This is a genomic window from Pedobacter nutrimenti (assembly GCF_032678445.1).
GTDB lineage: Bacteria > Bacteroidota > Bacteroidia > Sphingobacteriales > Sphingobacteriaceae > Pedobacter > Pedobacter nutrimenti_A.
In genome coordinates this window covers 24,004-42,645 of record NZ_JAVTSQ010000005.1, presented here as the reverse complement: position 1 = coordinate 42,645, position 18,642 = coordinate 24,004, and the positions used below count along the sequence as shown (strand labels likewise).

Sequence of the window (18,642 nt, the reverse complement as noted above, 5' to 3'; positions counted from 1 at the left end):
TAAATAATTGTAAATGAATATGTTTTAAATTAGAAAGAATATTAGAACTGGTAATCACTATGGAGCAAACCGTTTTCCCCCGTAAAGAAACAAAGGTAGAATACAAGGATTTTTACTTCAGGCTCGCAGCCTGTTTGGTAGCCTCTCATTTTCTGATCGTGTATGGAGAAACCATGCCTACATTTGAGATGATGCTGATGGCCGAATACTATTATGCATTAGTGGGTAGTACGATTATCGCACTGGTACTTTTTTCGGCAATCAGGGCTATTAATATCAGACTGGATAAAAAATTCAGTTGGCGAGATTACCCAATGCAGCGGACGGGCATGCAAACTTTTTGGTCCTTCGTAATCCCTGCTGTATTTGCCTTTCTTTTGGCAGCGGCCTATTTTTTCGTGCGCGATGTCAACATTTTGGAAACAAGTTATCTGCGCTATGACTTCCACATCATTTTAATGCAACTGGGATTCATCAACCTCTATTATATCGCATATTACTTTTATAAACAATGGAGAGCTGCCGAAAATGAACTGGTACAATATGAAAAACTGGGCCTTTATTCACCAGGTAAGGATCAAACGCCAGATAGTTTAACTGAATATCCTGAAAAGCCCACTCTATTGCCTGAAATCCAGGAGCGGGAATCTATGGAACAAACAGAGCCGGCTACCGAGGCAACTTACCGGGAGATTTTTATTGTTCATACTACCATGAGAAGTATTCCGGTAAAGATCAAAGATATCGCCAGCTTTTACCGGGCGAATGGATGCTACTACCTAAGAACCGTAGATCAATCGGTAAATGATGCCTACATTATACCTCAAATCCTCAAAGATGTAGAGAAAGTGCTTGATCCGTTGCTCTTCTTCAGGATCAACCGAAAGATGATCGTCAGCTTTAGCTCATGTGTTTCTTACCGGCAAGGTAAAGGCAAAACATTGGAACTGGTCCTGAACCCTGCCCATGTGGACACGGAAGATAAAATGAGGGTGCTTCCATTTGTTACTGTTAGCGAGGATAGAGTACAAGCCTTCAAGGCCTGGATGGATCGGTAATCAAAATCATCCTGATTTTTAGCCGGGTTCCTCTGTTTTTTTAGCGGATTCATTTCAATTTTTGGTGGATTCATGCTGCAATATGGTGGTTCTATCTATTTTGAGGCGCTTTTACGGCACCGGAAATAACGATTAAGGTACTTTTGGGGATTCAAAAACTAAACCCCTATGATGAAAACTATAGTACTAATGCTATCCTTTTTAGCAACAATCGTTTTCTGCGGATGTGGTAACGATAACCTCGACGCAGCAACAGCAAAGAAATTAATCCTTGAAAAGGAGAAGTATCCTCGAGTCTTTGATTATGATGTGTCCTGTGGTGACATGACCGTTGCGAAAGAATTTCTGGATCTCGGTCTGGAAGAACAAGGGCTGGTTACGATTATGAAATCTCAAACAATGAGCCAACTGAGTATGCCCTGGATCACCTTTACAGAAAAATCCAAGCCGTATTTGTTACCCCGTTCTGAACAGGACCTAAAGTATAAAGGTCAGCCCGTTAAACTTGCCGATTTGACCTTCGGTGAGATCAAAGGAATTGTCATGGGCAAGGATGGTAAGGTTGCTATGGTGCAGTATAGCCTTTTGTATAAAAATCTTACTCCCTTTATCAAACTGATCAAAAGAGACCTTAATAAGGAGGAATTACATAAGGCTTACTTTGTCCGTTATGATACTGGGTGGCAAATGGATAAGAATGGCGAAATTCTTTTTATGGGTATCCGTTAACGGCTAATGAAAATTCCAAACAAACCAGTCAAAAAAGGCTTTTCCATTAGGATAAGCCTTTTCTTCTATCTGTAATATACTGCTATCTGTTGACGTGGTTACTTGCTTTTGTCTGGCAAGCTATCTATAAAACTTCGATTTGCAGGCATAGATACGTTTATAACGTATTGTCAAAACAGGCAAACAGTTCTGCGGTACTGATGCCAAGACCTTTGCATAATTTTATAATAGTACCAAGCTCTGGATTTACTTTGCCTTTGGTTATTCTCTGCACATGGGCATATTCCAGTTCTGATGCCAGAGCCAACTTGCGAAGACTTAAATTCTTTTGTTCGATAACTTTCAGCAATGCCTTAGCAAATCGCATCTGTATTTCGTTGTTTTTGTCCATCGCTGCCAATGTCAAATTTTTATTGAAAATAAATGACGTATGAACATACGTCATTTCGTAATCTTTCCTTATATTAGTAAAGCCAATCAGTTAGATAAGGCAGTGCTTACCATAGCATATTATTATCTGGAGCGTGCGGCTAAACAAAGAGAAAAGTTAGATTGTTTATGAGGATAATGGTTATGGGAGACCTTCACGGTGCTTACAAAGCATTGGAGCAATGCCTGGAAAGGTCGGGCTTCGATTATGAAAATGATGTACTGATCCAACTGGGAGACATTGCAGATGGTTATTCAGACGTATATGAATGTGTGGAGGAGTTGTTAAAGATAAAGCATCTTATAGCCATTAAGGGCAACCACGATGAATGGCTGCGGGAATTTATTGAGACAGATTTTCATCCCTATTTCTGGACCTATGGCGGTAAGGGAACACTTATTTCCTATCTGGACCATGCGGGCAAAAAGGATAAGTATTTTGCTACAGGAAGTGGCTATAAAACAGCCCTGGAAGCAAAGGATATTCCACAAACGCACAAGCAATTTTTTAAGAATCAAAAGCTATTTCACATCGATGATAAAAACCGGTGTTTCGTCCATGCAGGATTCAATCGCATATTAGCGTTTCAGGGCCAGGCACAGAGTATGTATTATTGGGATAGGACACTGTGGGCTGATGCCCTCGACTATAGCATCACTCCCGAAAGGAAGAAGGAATTCAAAATTGTAACAAAGTTTAAGGAAATTTATATCGGCCACACTTCCACAACGGGTAAACCCAAAAAGGTTTTCAACATTATTAACCTGGATACAGGCGCCGGACATTCTGGTAAGCTAACTATTATGGACGTTGATACCAAAGGTTTCTGGCAGTCAGACCCATTACCTGAATTATATTCTGAAAACTATAGGGATTGACAGGGATAATACAGGAACAGCATATCATTAAAGAGATTTCTATAAAAGACAGACATGAAAGAAATTTGGTTTATTAGACATGGTGAGAGTATTGCCAATGCAGGGATAGCCACTATGGAGCCTGCATCCATTCCGCTGACGCAGTGGGGGCACCAGCAGGCTTTTGCATTAAGGGATCAGTTAGAAAAATGCCCCGACCTTTTTATCATGACACCTTACCTGCGCACACAGCAGACTGCAATGCCGTCACTGGTTAAGTTTCCCAAGGTCCGCGTAGAAATATGGCCCTTGCACGAGTACGATTACTTAGCAGTGGCCCAATGCGTAAACACTACCGCAGAGCAACGCCGCCCCTGGGTGTCGGAGTATTGGGACAAATGTGATCCGGACTTTATCCATGGAAAGGGGGCAGAATCGTTCAATGGTTTTAGCCAGCGTGTGATCAATGGTTTAAGTGACCTACAAAACCGTAAGGAACAATTTATCGTGTTGTTTGTACATGGACAGGTCATAAGGGCCATCTGGCAATACCTCGCTACGGGAGATCAAGCGCTTGAAATGGACGTGTTCCGGGATAAAATGTTGGGATTTGAAGTCCCTAATACCAGTGTCTTTAAATGCGTGTACAAAAAAGAAGGGTGGCAAATACTTGCTCCGTCCCTGACACTTCATTCATAGTCTTGCGCTGGTTGTAGTCTTATCAATTCTTACCAGGGCATTCATTCGCTCTATCAGCACGTTCATTATTAAAATACACCCGGTCACTATTTGACCGGGTGTACCCATTTTGGGTACCAGTGGATTCATTGGCTAATACGGTGGATTCAGTATCATAATGTGCCATCCCTTTCATTTGAAGCATAATAGCCAGATAGATTTGTTTCAGTCATTTTTTAAGGCTGAACCTAATTCTAAACCCTAACAAATACCATGATCAGATTTACAAGACAATTAAGACAAAAGCTCGATGCTGCCCTGTTACAAGTTGACCTGGTGTCGCAGAACATCATTCAGAAATCGGAACAATCCTTCTATGTTTCAGAAGCGGCTTTAAAAGACCTGAAGCTCTTCCTTCAGGATTATTCCTTTAAAGACGAGGCCGAAGAAATCCATTTCTTCAAAGAAATTAAACCCGCGTTTATGGAAGACCTCATTTACCATTTGAAGGTTTTCTATTTAGAATGTCAAAAACCAACCGGAAGTGATGCAATTATCGAGTCTTATCTTACGAATGCTTTGAACGGAATTGGTTCCTACTTCGATCGTAACCAATCCTTTTATACCTATAACAAGACCAATAAAACCTATAATGACCATCTATATTATACCAGAGATAAAAACGATACTGATCCTATGCCCGAATATGTTCTGGAAATTGATCCCCGGTTTTCGACTGTGCATAGTTTAAAGTGCTCCAAGATCAGGGCATATGAGCGGTACAGTGATTATCTCAGGAATGCACTCTATGAACTGCATGCCGTTCAACCGCTTGACTCCACTGACCGGGCGAAGGAGACCACCAATTGGACAGAAAGTAAAGTAGCCCTGGTAGAGTTGGCCTATGCCCTGCACGCCAGAGGCGCAGTCAATTCCGGTAAGGCGGATATTAAAAAGCTGATCTCCACTTTAGAAAAGGCATTTAATGTGAAGGTTGGTAATTTCTACCGCTCCTTCAGCGATATGTCGCTACGAAAAAACGGACGGACACCGTTTCTCGACGATTTGAAAGAGTACCTGAACCGGTATATGCTCGAAGGGGACCGTTAGTACCGCAAGCTTCAAGATAATAAATGATTTTTTGTACAAAAGAAGATTGCATAAACCAGCTTTCCCAGTTGGAGGAAGTTGGGATAAATATTGCGGAAATAGGAGTAAGCTATCCATGGCTTTTTATCCTGGATGCCGATTGTTTGATGTTTTACAAAGCCCTGCCATAAGCGCAGGGCTTTTTTTGCGCTCAACAAGGGCAGATTTTAACACAAAATAAATTCATTCCAACTTGGATCAACTTGTGAAAAAAGGCTTCCACGTAACTGCAATTTTGGTGCTGTAATCAAAGGGACGATAAAAGGTCCCGTAGCGTAAACCAAAAAAGTAAAAAGCAATGTTGGAAGGAATTACTTGGAAAGCATATCTGTTGGTGGTGGGAATAGCAATAGTCATCTACTACATCATTATCGGATGCCTCTATTATCGGGGGGAAATTAAAAAACTCATTAAAGGACGTGGAGCCGATGACTTTGGAGCGGCTGCCTACGAAGAGGAAAGTGTTTCTTCTTTTGATGAGCTGGAAGAAATTGTCGAGGACATAAAGCATGGCATCCTGGAGAAGGCGGGCAAAGAGGCAAACAAAGAAGATCTGATCCGGCAGATCAGCGAGAGGGTTGCAGGCTATGACGGGTTACGTCAGCCCGCCTACAGGATTGCCTTAACGAATTTCATCAAACAACAGTCAGAGGACATTTGCGGGGTAACCATCAGTGAGGGTGAGCTTGAGGCGGTTTGGAAACGGTTGCCCCGCTAAATTATTGCCGCAGGAGATGATCCGAACCTGCTTGTAAAAAAGAGTACTTAATTATTCATTTAAACCAAAAATCACATGAAGAAAATGTATGTAAAAACGATGACCGTAGCGGCGGCGGCAGTAATGCTGCTCTATAGCTGCAAGCGGGCGGAAAGTATGGACTCTGATTTTCAGGGACCGCCTTCAGCAAGTGCAGCACTGAGCACCAAGATAGCAGCCGATGAGGTATCGGTACTCAATGGATGGCTGCGTTTTCCTTCCAAAGATGCCTTTGCCTCTGTAATGAAAGTACTGCATGGACAGTATGCTAACGGAGAAAAGCTGGCCGGCTGGGAATCCCAGTATTCAAAAAGAGGCTTTACCTCGCTAAGAAAGCTTTATGAACAGATCGATGCCGACACAACGGAGTACAGGAGAATGCCTACAGTGGATTCACTGATAAAAACGGGCAAGATACTGGACTGTCCTGATAGCTGGTTTGCTACGGTGCTCAGCAAAGATGGTCTTATTCAGATCGCCGATACCGTTTACAGCTTTAAGCCAGGGAAAGAAAAAGGAGACGGCATTGCTATTCCGGCACGCCATGCGGGTGTGATTGTCAGAGGCGGGGACTTCTCTTCCTTACAAGGAGCAGTGTTACACGAGACCTCCTTTCGTTGGGGGCCGATGTTTCGGTGGCCTGATGAAGAGCCTATCCCCGGTCCAACGGGACTACCGATCTGTCAGTACCCATCGGGGTTCATGCCTAACTGGTGGGGACAAAAAGGAAAGGATGTCTATGCAAGCAATAACGGCATTGTCTTTCCGGAACACAATGGCCGCCAGGTAAAGCTTAACTACCACAGATGGCGCGTAGGTTATATTTTCTATGCATCGGCAGGAGTGAGGGTAAAAATGTGGAAGCATACCCGTTTTGCTGGCTGGCAGTCGGTCACTTATGCTGATGAGATGCTGATCGAGGCATGCTGTAAAGGAAAGGTAATTATCCCGGGTTTTCCACTCATCCCTTTCAATGAACAGACCAGCCCAGGCTGGCCGATGTTTGCCAGGTATGCGGAAAATAATTTTGAGAAAACGATGAAATGGACCGCTACCGGACTCTTTAATGAAATTTGGCTCGACCATTTCAACTTTCATTTCAAGGTAAACTATCGCGGCAGGATCGTCGAACGCGATATCAGGGAATAAGCCTTTACCAAAAGAAATTGCAGGGCAGCATTCTGTGAGGGGATGGTTGTTGTGATTGGCAAAGAATGTTGTCCTGCTGAAAATTGCCACCGGCGGTGTTTTGCTTGGTTTTGGTTTGAGGATAGAAACCGGTGGCTGCTTTCCCCGCCCCCTGAATTGAAGCACAGGGTGGCCCGGGAAAGCTATTAACGGCCGGGAACGCAGCTAAAGGGTGAGTGAGGTTGGCTGTCGTTTCCCGGCTTTTTTGATGAGGAGTTAGAATTAAATCATGTGAAGATGAGAAATGTGAAGAAGGGAATGATACGATTCTCCCCTAATAAAATCAGGACAGGGCTTATGGTCCTAATCCTTACCGGGCTTGCGATCTATGCCGAGGCCCAGGACGGCAATGACGGTATTAAAAAAGCAGATGAGCAGGTGCGGACCTATTTCGTCACCGGGACAAACCTAATGTATGCCGTAGGCGCCTGCGTCGGTCTTATCGGGGCTATAAAAGTATACCAGAAGTGGAATGGCGGAGACCCAGATACCAGCAAAGTGGCCAGTGCCTGGTTCGGAAGCTGCATCTTTTTGGTACTTGTAGCCACGATCATCAAGGCTTTTTTCAAAGTATAAACCTATATCCGATGCAGACCATATTGAAAGAAAAGCTTCTGGCTTATATCATACAAAATAACCCGGAACTCATGCTCCGCCTGCAGGCGGATCTTTCTGTCAGTGAATACCTTGAAGACCGCATCAGTGCTGTGATGCCTTTTGTGATGAACCTGTTGGAACAAGGGAAACCGGGCTATAGTATAGAGGAGCTGGCACTTTTCCAGATGACAGCGCCTTTGCGGCCTTCCAGGTTCAACTACATAAAGGAAGTGTTGGAAACAGAGTTTTCGCAATCCTATCAGCAGTTCAAAACGGCTGGGGTACTGACCTATGAAAGTATCAATCTCATTGAAGCCTGTAACGAGGTTTTTGAAAACTTTTCCTTCAACGAGGACAATGAAGACAACCGGTTTTTAAGATACGCTGTGATCGCAGCCATACAGGAGTACCTCAATTAATCCATTACAGAACAGTGCAGCAGGAAAAGACGGGAAATGGCATACAATCAATTACACAAACTAAGGGATAATATAGCGGCGCTTCGCATCGCATTGGCTTACGACAAAGGTACGGCGCTGCGCATGGAAGAACTGCAATCCCTGGAACAGTACAGTGGTTTCGGCGGGATAAAGGCAGTGTTGTTGGGTGATGGCTCCCGGGAAGAATGGGCCTCACTAGGCGCTACTGATGCGGACTTCAGGCTCTATGACGACATAAAGGAATTGCATGGGCTGCTCCGGAAGTCGTTTGGCGATAAAGAGTATACTGCCGTGCTGAATTCTTTGAAGAACAGCGTGCTGACTTCTTTTTACACGCCCGGAATTGTTCCCCAAACCCTCTATAAAGTGCTTGTAGAAAACGGTATTCAGCCCAGGCGCTTATACGAACCTTCGGCTGGGGCGGGAATATTTATCACAGAAGCTTATCGTGTATTTCCTTCACTACAGCAGGTTACCGCTGTAGAAAAGGATATCCTGACCGGCAAGGTCCTTCAGGCACTTACTTCAGATACGCTAATACCTACAGCAGTACATGTATGTGGCCTGGAACAAGCGCCAACAGATGATAACGGTGGTTATGATCTTATTGTCAGTAATATTCCCTTCGGGAATTTTACTGTTTATGATCCTGAATTCCCGCAGAGGGCACTATCCGGCAAAATACACAACTACTTTTTTGCCAAAGGACTGGACAAACTGGCCGATGGCGGGCTGATGGCCTATATTACCACCAGTGCCTTTTTAAACAACCCGTCTAATAAGGAAGCCAGGCAGTATCTTTTTGATCGCGCGGATTTTGTTAGCCTTCACCTTCTTCCAGATAACCTGATGAAAGAGACGGGGAATACAGAGGCCCCTTCCCATTTACTCATTGTACAAAAGAATACCGGAAAAAGCAGCATCAAGGGGGATGAGTATTTTATCCTGGAAACGCAGGAAAGAGAAAACGAGTTTGGCCGGTATCCGGTCAATAGCCTGATTGCAGGCAGGGAACATGATTTCATAACTGGTAATGTAGTACGCCCCGGCAAGAATCAATACGGCCAACCAACGGAGGTCATCTGGCAGGAAGGCGACCTTAACGGTATAGCTGAGCCACTTAGTGCCGAGCTATCAGTTCGTATAAAACATGATTTTAATAGGGCCGCTTTTGATGGTATTACTTTCAATAGCCCGCTATCACCGGGAACCCAAGAGCTTACGTTCCTGCCTTTACCGGAAACAAAACCAATTGATGTAAGCGTACAATTGGGACTTTTTGATATTGCTCCTGCTGAAAGTATCAATCGCGCACATGCCTACTTAACGGACCTGGATTACAGTTTGATCAAAAAAGATACCGTACGGATCATAAGTACCATAAAAACGACGCAAAAGCCCGAACATGAAAGTATCCTGCTGCTGGCTGCGCGTTCGGTAAAAGGCAAGTTCTATAATTACAAACTGATCTCTAACCTGGGTGAAGTGTCCGCTTCTTCCCTCTGGATGAATGCCTACCAGTTAAGCCAGGAGCAGAGCAGGATTGGCGCTGCATTAAAGGAATATGCTTACAATTATATATTTGAAGGAGAACAGAGTTTAGAATCCTCCTTCGGTCTAAAAGCCGCTGGTTTATTGCCTTTCCAGGCAATGAAACCCTACTACAAGACAGGGACTTTGGTCATTCAGGGGGACCGGGTGGGACTCATTGCTTTTGAGGATCACAAAAAGGAGCATCCATTATTTGATCCATTGGCCGATCAGGGAAATGGCGACTTCTACCGGCAATATGTCCAGGTCCGGGATACCTACCTGGAATTGTTTTCTTACGAGGCCAATGAGCAGCAAACCAATTCGATATTACGGGTATCACTTAATGATGCTTATGATACGCTGACCGCTACTTACGGGCAGCTCAATAGTAATAAGAGCCGGAAGCTGGTTATGGCCGATGAAGGCTTTGGCATCAATGTACTGGCATCCCTGGAACGCAGGGATAAGGAGCAGTATGTAAAGTCTGATATTTTCAGTGTCAACCTCAACCAGCCGGCAGAACAATTCCAAACTGAAGATGCGGCCGAGGCGCTGGCGCACTGCCTGAACATAAGGGGCTTTGTCGATCTTGATTTTATTTCCGGTATCCTTGGCAAATCGCAGCAGGAAGCGATAGCGCAACTGGGAGACCATATCTATCTGAACCCGGATCAGGTCAGATGGGAAACGGCAGATGCTTTTTTAAGTGGCAATGTGGTAGATAAACTGCAGCGCAGCAGAAGCGCCGTCGATAAAGAGCCGGACCATCGACAATTCCGTAGAAGTATTGAGGCACTCGAAAAGGTGCAACCGGAAAAGATCCCGTTTGAGTTGCTGGATTTTAATCTTGGTGAGCGGTGGATTCCTATTAACTATTATGAGCAATTCGCATCGAAACTTTTTGAACTACCGGCAACGGTAAATTACCTGGCGTCCCTGGATTCATTCAGGGTACAGATTAAAGGAAAACGAAACGCCAGGATCGAACAGGAGTATGCCATCAGGCCCCTAAGCGGTAAAAATGTTTACGGTAATACTTTACTCGAACATGCCCTGGAAAATACGGCTCCGTATTTTACCTATGAGTCGGAGTTTGAAGGAAAAAAAATCCGTCTGCCCGACAATGATGCTACCCAGCTTGCCCATCAGAAGATCGAATCCATCCGTACGGCATTTATCTCCTGGTTAGGGGAATTACCGGAGGTGGAAAAGAAGGCGCTGGAAACCTTGTACAACGAAACATTCAATTGTTACCGGCTCAGGCAATATGATGGAAGCCATTTAACTTTTCCAGGCCTGAATAAGGCGGCTCTTGGCATATCTGATCTGTACGCCTCGCAAAAAGACGCCGCCTGGCGTATCATTCAAAACCGGGGTGCTCTTATTGACCATGAAGTAGGTTTGGGTAAGACCCTGACGATGATCATCGCTTCTCAGGAAATGAAGCGGCTGGGTATTGTGCAGAAGCCGATGATCCTGGCGCTTAAAGCCAATGCAGGAGAGATCGCAGATACCTACCGTCTGGCTTATCCCAAGGCTAAGATCCTTGCGCCGGATGAGGATGACTATACCCCGGAAAAAAGACTTCGTCTCTTTCATGAAATCAAAAGCAATAACTGGGACTGCGTGATCCTGACCCATGACCAGTTTATCAAGATCCCGCAATCTCAGGAAGTACAACAGGTGATTTTGAATAATGAACTCGATGACGTGGAAAGAGATTTGGATACGCTCAAGTCCGGTACGGATGAGCTTTCCAAAGCCATGCTTAAGGGATTGGAAGTCAGGAAAAATAACCTGATCGGTAAGCTTCGCGGGATTAAGTCCAGGATAGAAGGCAAAAAAGACGACGGCATCGATTTCAAGCAAATGGGTATAGATCATCTATTTATTGATGAATCGCACAAGTTCAAGAACCTGACCTTCACCACCCGGCACAACCGTGTCGCGGGGCTGGGCAATACAGAAGGCAGCCAAAAGGCGCTCAATATGCTTTTTGCGATCCGTACGCTGCAGCAAAAATTTGATTCGGATCTCTGTGCCACTTTTTTGAGCGGTACGCCGATCAGCAACAGCCTGACTGAACTGTACCTGATCTTTAAGTACCTGCGGCCGAAAGAGATGGAACGTCAGGGGATACAAAACTTTGACGGATGGGCCGCCGTATTTGCCAAAAAGACAACGGACTTTGAATTCAGTGTCACCAATGAGATCATTGCTAAGGAGCGGTTTCGCCACTTCATCAAAGTGCCGGAGCTTGCCATGTTTTACAATGAGATTACGGACTATAAAACAGCCGAGCATATCAGCCTTGACAAGCCGGGACTCCAAGAAGTATTGGTCAACATCAAACCTACTGAAGACCAGCAGGATTTTATCCGGCGGCTGATGGCCTTTGCCAAAACCGGTGACGCCAGCCTGATCGGCAGGCACAGACTCAGTCGCGAGGAAGATAAGGCCAGGATGCTGATCGCTACCAATTATGCCAAAAAGATGTCAGCCGATATGCGGCTGATCCATCCGGGCCGTTATGGGGACCATCCGGACAATAAGGTCAACGTTTGCGCCAGGAAGGTGGCCGAGTGGTATGAAAAGAGCATGGAACAAAAAGGAACGCAGATCATCTTTTCCGATATCGGCACACCAAAGCCCGGACAGTTTAATATATACGATGCCCTGAAAGAAAAACTGGTGCGTGACTTTAATATTCCTGCCCATGAGATCACTTTTATCCACGACAACGACTGGAAAGGGTTAAAACGCTCCCGGTTATTTAAGAAAATGAACAGCGGCCAGATCAGGATACTGATCGGCAGCACAGACAAAGCCGGTACCGGGGTTAACATACAGGAACGTGTGGTTGCTATGCACCATATGGACATTCCCTGGCGACCATCGGACCTCACACAAAGAAATCGCGGAGCAAGGCAAGGGAATAATATTGCTAAGATGTACTATGGCAATAACGTGATGAACTATATCTACGCTGTCGAGCAGAGCCTGGACAATTACAAGTTCAACCTGCTTAAAAACAAACAGCTCTTTATCTCCCAGATGAAAAACAGTCAACTCAGTGTAAGAAATATCGATGAGGGGTCTATGGATGAGAAAAGCGGGATGAATTTCAGTGAATACATTGCCATTCTTTCCGGTGATACGACCCTGCTGGAAAAAAGCAAAGTAGAAAAAAAGCTGGCCGTGCTCGAGCATTTAAAAACCGCACATTTCCGGGAGATCGGTGCGGGCCGCAGTCGGCTGGAAGCTATGGAAAGGGAATGCCTAAAAAAGGAAGAAACAGTGGCAAAGCTGGCAGGCGATCATACACATTACAACCTTCAGCTCCGGCATGATAAGGATGGGGTAAAAGCCAATCCTATCCACCTGACAGGTTGTGAAGGTAAGGCCCCCGAAGAGATTGGTAACTACCTGATCCACCTTCAAGCGACGGAACAAAAGGGATACGAGTCTATTGCAATCGGTACGCTCTACGGCTTTGAGTTATTCCTGGAACCACACACCTATTGGGATAACAAAGGGGTAAAAGCCGTATCCAATTCTTTTTTTGCGCAAAGAGGTCATAACGGCATCATGTATACCTATAATAACGGGTACGTCAATATGGACAATCCCAAATTGGCCGCCAGGAACCTGCTTAATGCCATTGACCAGGTGGGGCAATTGGAAGATACACATCGCAAAGAATTAGCCCAACTCAAAGAACAGATCCCGCAGGTCAAACAGATCCTTGAAAAACCTTTTTTGAAAGAGGCCGAGATCCTGGAACTGAAAAGTACGCTTTCCATTTTGGAGAAGGAGATCAACAGCAACCTGATCGAAAAGCAAAAACAGGTGCAGGGCCAGGAAACCTTTACTGCTTTTGCTGAAGTAGCTGATGATGCAACGCTTCCGCAATCGGCGTTGGTGTTGAACCTTCCTGCTTTAACAACAGAGGAGCAGGGTAATATTATACCACTGCGCCCAATTCATACTAACGATACAGGAAATGAAATTACACGCAAAACCAAGAGAATAAAAATGTAAAAGTTATGGAAGAATTTATCAACAGGGGACAACCGGTAATCGATATAGCAGGGATAAAATTTTACGCCGACGCTGCTTCACAAGAATTCATTGAGGTTGGCAATACCAACAACAGGATACCTATTGTGGAGATGATGCATTTCCCCGATCATTCGGAATTTCTGTTTGACCACAAAACAAAAAATGCCTATCAGGACCTTTATTCGGACGTTGGACCAGATGCAGATGTACAATATGTATGGGTGCGTCCCATATCCGCCCTGGACCCAGGTGGTATGGAACTACTTATTGAGCAAGGGAAATACCAATGGGCCGAGCATTACTTAACACCACTTCCGACTATACACATCGGCGGCACTGAATTTTATATAGATGAGATCCGTAAAGGCTTCAGGGAGGTTGACAACAAATGGAACGTCCTCCTTTATACCGACACGAATTGTGATGATCCATGGACGGTTTACTTTGATAAGAATGCCCGCAATGTCCCATTCCCTCATGAATTCGACATTCGGAATCCGCCAGGTAAACTACCCGACCATATCTCCGTGGAAAGGCTACCCTCTGGCATGGAGATTAAAACTATGCTCCGGGATGTGATCACGGCACAGAACGAATACCTGATTGAGCGTCCAGGTGAAAAACACATTGCGAAACACAAGAAAGGCAAAAGCATCTGATTATGGCAAACAGCATATATCAAATCAACAAAGGGATTAATAAAAGTATAGAGTTCAAAGGGCTTAGGGCACAATACATCTGGTATTTCGCTGCTGGTGTGTTGGTACTGCTGATCCTTTTTGCAGCCATGTATATGTTAGGCGTAAATTCTATTCTATGTGTATTGATCATCCTGCTTGCCGGAACAGGCCTGGTGATCAAGGTTTATGCACTCAGCAACAAATACGGAGAACATGGTATGATGAAAGCGATTGCCCGGCGCAGCATCCCTCATGTTGTAAAATCAAACAGCAGGAAGGTATTTATAAAAAAGGAGGAAAAAGATGGAAAAGAAACTACCCGAAATAACGCTTGATGCTACGGTATTCTATGTGGACGTAGCTTTCGCTGAACTGAGAGAAAAGGGCGTGCCCCAGAACCTGATCCGCTTCTTTGATATGCTTGATATGGGAAGCCATTACATGTTGCATTATGACAGGGACAGAAAAAATATTGTTACTTCTTTTAGCAGCAGCGCCCATAGTCTGAAATTAAAGATACCACAGATGGTTGATCTGGACCCTGTAGGCGTCGGCATGAAGTATGGCCTGCCACTTTCAAGGCTTCCACCGAAAGATATGCTTTTGAAATGCCCGCAAGAATTATTGGCAAAAAGACTTCAAAATGAATTGCCAATCATAAAACTGGTCAATGAGAACTATCACATCATTGTAAACACTATGGAGTTGAGGGCGGTCGGTAATATCAGAAAGGTCATTAAGCTCGAAAGAAAGAAAATGACGCCTGATGGATTGAAATACCTGTATTACTACCACACTGGGACAAAGAAAGTAGTCGACATCCCTGATACGATTACCGAGCTTCCCAAACAAATAGTCCAGTTGGCCATTCCTAACGAAGCCTGGTTAGATCCAGTTGCCACAGCTAAACGGTATTCAACAGATCCCATGCTGCTGCTTGATGTCTACCATTTCCAGTTTCACCTGGAGGCAAGGGCGTTTCCTTTATCTCAGACCGAATTACCCAAAATCATAGAACGGAATCTGGCACAAGGCAATCAGTTGAAAGAGAATAGGATGGAACATAGAATCACGAAAAAGAAGCTTAGACCAGGATTGTAAGGTTAAGTTTTAAAGAATGGTTTCGGGTTGGCTAGCGGGAAAAAGAAATGTACAATAGATTACTGAGAGAAATAAAATAAGGAAGTATGAGGGGCGAAGAACCAATGATCGATATTCTGGGGACAAAGTTCGTGGTCGATGTTATGCGGATGTTGTTGTATCAACAGCGAAGTCCCCTTAACGTCATTTATTTTTCAAATATGGAGAACATGGGCACGCATTACCGTTTTGAATATGATACTGACAGGAAGGCAATGCCCTTGGAATTGCAGCAGGACAGAGAAAATGTAAAAGTCGTTAAGATTCCACCTTTGAACGTGCTGGACCCTGAAGGCATGAGCCTTAAGTATGGTGTTCCGTTAAACGAAGTCATGCAACGTGATGATCTGTCTTTTCTGATAGGTGCAGAGGATTACATCTGGCTAAGGCAGCTACTAGGCGGCACATTGCCGACAATTGATCTTGCAGGTGACCGGTTTGAGATTGACCTGGAGGGGAATAGACTGTTGGTCGCTGAGACCAGAGCGGGAAGCACTTCATTAAACCTTCTGGAACGGGATGTAACTGGCTTTTATCTTTTGGGATATTACCATAAAACTGGTAAGCAACTTGTGAAAATACCTGAGGATTGTTCACTCTTGCCAGTTGAGGTATTGCCCATTAAGATCCCCTATGCAATGAATCTTGATTCTGTTGGCGCATCCAGGAAAGAGTATAAAACGGATCTCGGTTTTCTGAAATATTATTCAATCTCACCAAAACATCAAACAGCAGAAATACTCTCCGCTCCGCAAATGAAAAATATGTTGGCCATTAGCAGGAAGATGACCAAGGTAGCAAGAGACCTCAATATCAAGTATGGGTTTGAAAAGCCTGCCAAAAGGCATGGCAAAAGACTGAAGTAAGTTTCAATAATTAATCATCATAAAGAACAGTGAGATGGAAAAGTGGATGGATGATATACTGCCCATAATGGGTATAGAGCACGATTGTATCCTGAGTAAACAGGGGGATATAACTGTAGCATACAAAGCGGAACTGCCGGAAATATTTACCCTATCGAATGATGAATACGAGGGGTTTCACCAGGCCTGGATCAAAGCGATCAAGCTCCTGCCTAAATTTACCGTGTTCCATAAACAGGATTGGTACGCTTCAAGGACTTATCAACCGGAGACATCTGCAGATGACAGCTTCCTGGCTCATGCAGCAGGCGAACATTTTAAGGGACGGCCTTACCTGAAGCATACCTGTTATATCTATTTGACTAAAAAACCGGAAGGCAGGAAACTGAGTACGTCTTTGTTCTCTAACCTGCTTAGGAGCAGTATTGTTCCCGAACAGACGATCCGGCCGGATATGCTGCAACGTTTTCTGGACGCCTGCGGCCAGTTCAAGAAGATCATGGAAGATTCCGGTTTTGTAACACTGACCCGGTTGGGCGACGGCGACCTGAGCAGTTTTCAGCGAAAGAATGGCGTGATAGAACAGTACTGTTACCTGGCCGATGAGCAGGATAACTTCCTGGTTCGGGATATAGAACTCAAAGAAGGGATACGTGTGGGCAATAAACAATGTCAGCTCTATACGCTTGCCGATGTTGTTGACCTGCCTGCCTTGTGCGGTAGCCGTATCAATTATGACAAATACAGTACCGACAGGACCAAATTCAGTATGGGTTTTGCCAGTTCGCTGGGGCAGCTACTCGATTGTGACCACCTGTACAACCAGTATATTTTTATTGAAGATGATCGGGCCACGATCAAAAAGCTGGAAAGTAAAAAGCTCCGGCTTCAATCCTTATCGGCTTACAGCCGCGAGAATGCCATTTCCAGGGACGCAGTGGATGACTTTTTAAATGAAACGATCAGCCAGCAAAGGCTTCCTGTAAAAGCCCATTTCAATGTGCTTTTGTGGTCTACGGATAAAAAGGATTTAAAAGACCTGAAAAACAAGGTGAGTTCGGCGTTGGCACAGATGGATGCGGTTGCCAAAGAGGAAACCGCTGGAGCAGGACAGATCTTTTGGGCGGGTATTCCGGGCAATGCGGCCGACTTTCCTGTTAATGACTCCTTTGATACCTTTCTTGAACAGGCTACGTGCTTCCTGAACCTGGAAGGCGAACCCAAAAGTGTATTGCCCCATCAGGGTATCCGGTTCTGCGACCGGTTGTCTTCCCGTCCATTATATTTCGACATGTTCGATCAGCCACGTCAGACTGGGGTAACTAGTAATATGGGCATGCTGGTTTGCGGTACCAGTGGTGGCGGAAAATCGATGACAGTAAATCATATTTTAAATTCTTTATATATACAAGATTCACACTGTCTTATAGTTGATATTGGTGGGAGTTATAAAAGCCTTTGTAAATTATTAAAGGGATACTATTTCACGTATGAGGAAAAGAACCCCATTCGTTTCAATCCCTTTTACCTCCCGGATGGGCAACAGCTCGATACCGAAAAAAAAGAGAGCCTTAAATCACTTTTGGTTTCCCTGTGGAAACAGGAGAATGAAAGCTTTAACCGTAGCGAGTATGTGGCTTTGTCCAATGCACTGAGCGGTTATTACGGCTATCTGGATCAGCGCGCCGATGTGTTCCCCTGCTTCAACACATTTTATGAGTACCTCCAAAATATCTATGTCGCCCTGCTCCGCGAGCATAAGGTTAAGGAACGCGATTTTGATGTAGACAACTTCCTGTATGTGCTCCGGCCTTATTATAAAAACGGTGAATTCGATTATTTACTGAATGCAACAGAGAATCTTGACCTGTTGAATCAGCAATTCATTGTTTTCGAGTTGGACAATATCAAGGATCACCCCATTCTTTTTCCTGTAGTAACCCTCATCGTTGTAGAACTTTTTATCTCTAAAATGAGAAAGCTAAAAGGGTTGCGAAAAGTCCTTTGTATCGACGAAGCCTGGAAGGCCATCGCCAAATCCGGTATGGCGGAGTTTTTAAAGTATGCCTTCAAGACCATCCGGAAATTCAACGGGGTGCCGATCGTGATCACCCAGGAACTTGATGACCTGATCAGCTCCCCTGTGATCAAGGATGCCATTATCAATAATGCAGATATCAAGATCCTGATGGACATGCGCAAGTTCATCAACAAATTCGACAAACTTCAGGATGCGCTCGGACTGTCCGAAAAGGCGAAAACCATCCTCCTTTCCGTCAATAAAGATCATCGGGAAATTTTTATTGACCTGGGCGGCCAGATCCAGAAGGTGTATAAAAATGAACTCTGTCCCGAAGAGTATTACGCATTCACTACAGAAGGTAAAGAACGGGTCAAGGTAGCTGAATATGCAGAGCTGTACGGAAGCATGGAAGAAGGCATCAAAATGCTTGCAAAAGATAAATAACATAACACGAT

General features: G+C 44.6%; 17 protein-coding genes. 15 read left to right on the top strand and 2 right to left on the bottom strand.

Features of this window, described 5'->3' with window-relative positions:
* Window positions 1-59: 59 nt before the first annotated feature.
* Both R2S08_RS09765 and R2S08_RS09760 read left to right on the top strand, forming a co-directional pair.
* Window positions 60-1,058 carry a LytTR family DNA-binding domain-containing protein gene (locus tag R2S08_RS09765; protein WP_316834999.1) on the top strand — a complete coding sequence of 333 codons (999 nt, stop codon included), beginning with the start codon at window positions 60-62 and terminating at the stop codon, window positions 1,056-1,058.
* A 168-nt stretch (window positions 1,059-1,226) separates the two neighbouring features.
* The gene (locus tag R2S08_RS09760) at window positions 1,227-1,787 is read left to right on the top strand and encodes a hypothetical protein (protein ID WP_316834998.1); all 561 of its coding nucleotides are present in this window, start codon (window positions 1,227-1,229) and stop codon (window positions 1,785-1,787) included.
* A gap of 157 nt (window positions 1,788-1,944) precedes the next feature.
* On the opposite strand, the gene R2S08_RS09755 is transcribed toward R2S08_RS09760, so the two are convergent.
* Complete coding sequence (locus R2S08_RS09755; RefSeq protein ID WP_316834997.1) at window positions 1,945-2,178, bottom strand: helix-turn-helix transcriptional regulator; 234 nt, start codon at window positions 2,176-2,178, stop codon at window positions 1,945-1,947.
* 167 nt (window positions 2,179-2,345) lie between these two features.
* Here R2S08_RS09755 and R2S08_RS09750 point away from each other — a divergent pair, with 167 nt between their 5' ends.
* Both R2S08_RS09750 and R2S08_RS09745 read left to right on the top strand, forming a co-directional pair.
* Window positions 2,346-3,095, top strand: coding sequence for a metallophosphoesterase (locus R2S08_RS09750; RefSeq protein WP_316834996.1), 750 nt, complete (start codon window positions 2,346-2,348; stop codon window positions 3,093-3,095).
* A gap of 54 nt (window positions 3,096-3,149) precedes the next feature.
* On the top strand, window positions 3,150-3,773 hold the full coding sequence (locus R2S08_RS09745; RefSeq protein ID WP_316834995.1) for a histidine phosphatase family protein: 624 nt from the start codon (window positions 3,150-3,152) through the stop codon (window positions 3,771-3,773).
* Between the two features lie 22 nt (window positions 3,774-3,795).
* Here the strand turns inward: R2S08_RS09745 and R2S08_RS09740 are convergent, their stop codons facing one another.
* The gene (locus R2S08_RS09740) at window positions 3,796-3,957 is read right to left on the bottom strand and encodes a hypothetical protein (protein WP_316834994.1); all 162 of its coding nucleotides are present in this window, start codon (window positions 3,955-3,957) and stop codon (window positions 3,796-3,798) included.
* 68 nt (window positions 3,958-4,025) lie between these two features.
* Here R2S08_RS09740 and R2S08_RS09735 point away from each other — a divergent pair, with 68 nt between their 5' ends.
* The 11 genes from R2S08_RS09735 to R2S08_RS09685 all read left to right on the top strand — a co-directional run bounded on the left by R2S08_RS09735 (window position 4,026) and on the right by R2S08_RS09685 (window position 18,631).
* On the top strand, window positions 4,026-4,862 hold the full coding sequence (locus tag R2S08_RS09735) for an RteC domain-containing protein (RefSeq protein WP_316834993.1): 837 nt from the start codon (window positions 4,026-4,028) through the stop codon (window positions 4,860-4,862).
* Between the two features lie 337 nt (window positions 4,863-5,199).
* Window positions 5,200-5,619 (top strand): hypothetical protein, encoded by a 420-nt coding sequence (locus tag R2S08_RS09730; protein WP_316834992.1) that lies wholly within the window; start codon window positions 5,200-5,202, stop codon window positions 5,617-5,619.
* Window positions 5,620-5,718: 99 nt separating this feature from the next.
* Window positions 5,719-6,807 carry a hypothetical protein gene (locus R2S08_RS09725; protein WP_316834991.1) on the top strand — a complete coding sequence of 363 codons (1,089 nt, stop codon included), beginning with the start codon at window positions 5,719-5,721 and terminating at the stop codon, window positions 6,805-6,807.
* Between the two features lie 336 nt (window positions 6,808-7,143).
* Window positions 7,144-7,422 carry a DUF4134 domain-containing protein gene (locus R2S08_RS09720; RefSeq protein WP_316835322.1) on the top strand — a complete coding sequence of 93 codons (279 nt, stop codon included), beginning with the start codon at window positions 7,144-7,146 and terminating at the stop codon, window positions 7,420-7,422.
* An 11-nt stretch (window positions 7,423-7,433) separates the two neighbouring features.
* Entirely contained in the window at window positions 7,434-7,862 is a 429-nt protein-coding gene (locus R2S08_RS09715) for a hypothetical protein (protein ID WP_316834990.1), read from the top strand.
* A 36-nt stretch (window positions 7,863-7,898) separates the two neighbouring features.
* Entirely contained in the window at window positions 7,899-13,457 is a 5,559-nt protein-coding gene (locus R2S08_RS09710) for an Eco57I restriction-modification methylase domain-containing protein (protein ID WP_316834989.1), read from the top strand.
* Between the two features lie 5 nt (window positions 13,458-13,462).
* Window positions 13,463-14,137: a hypothetical protein gene (locus tag R2S08_RS09705; RefSeq protein ID WP_316834988.1), complete on the top strand. Its 675-nt coding sequence runs from the start codon at window positions 13,463-13,465 to the stop codon at window positions 14,135-14,137.
* Between the two features lie 2 nt (window positions 14,138-14,139).
* The gene (locus R2S08_RS09700; RefSeq protein ID WP_316834987.1) at window positions 14,140-14,493 is read left to right on the top strand and encodes a DUF4133 domain-containing protein; all 354 of its coding nucleotides are present in this window, start codon (window positions 14,140-14,142) and stop codon (window positions 14,491-14,493) included.
* Window positions 14,462-15,259 carry a hypothetical protein gene (locus R2S08_RS09695; protein ID WP_316834986.1) on the top strand — a complete coding sequence of 266 codons (798 nt, stop codon included), beginning with the start codon at window positions 14,462-14,464 and terminating at the stop codon, window positions 15,257-15,259. The genes R2S08_RS09700 and R2S08_RS09695 overlap by 32 nt, the downstream gene beginning before the upstream one ends.
* Window positions 15,260-15,345: 86 nt before the next feature.
* A complete protein-coding gene (locus tag R2S08_RS09690) occupies window positions 15,346-16,164 on the top strand; it encodes a hypothetical protein (RefSeq protein WP_316834985.1) in 819 nt (272 codons plus the stop codon).
* Window positions 16,165-16,198: 34 nt separating this feature from the next.
* Window positions 16,199-18,631 (top strand): TraG family conjugative transposon ATPase, encoded by a 2,433-nt coding sequence (locus R2S08_RS09685; protein WP_316834984.1) that lies wholly within the window; start codon window positions 16,199-16,201, stop codon window positions 18,629-18,631.
* The last annotated feature ends 11 nt before the right edge of the window (window positions 18,632-18,642 follow it).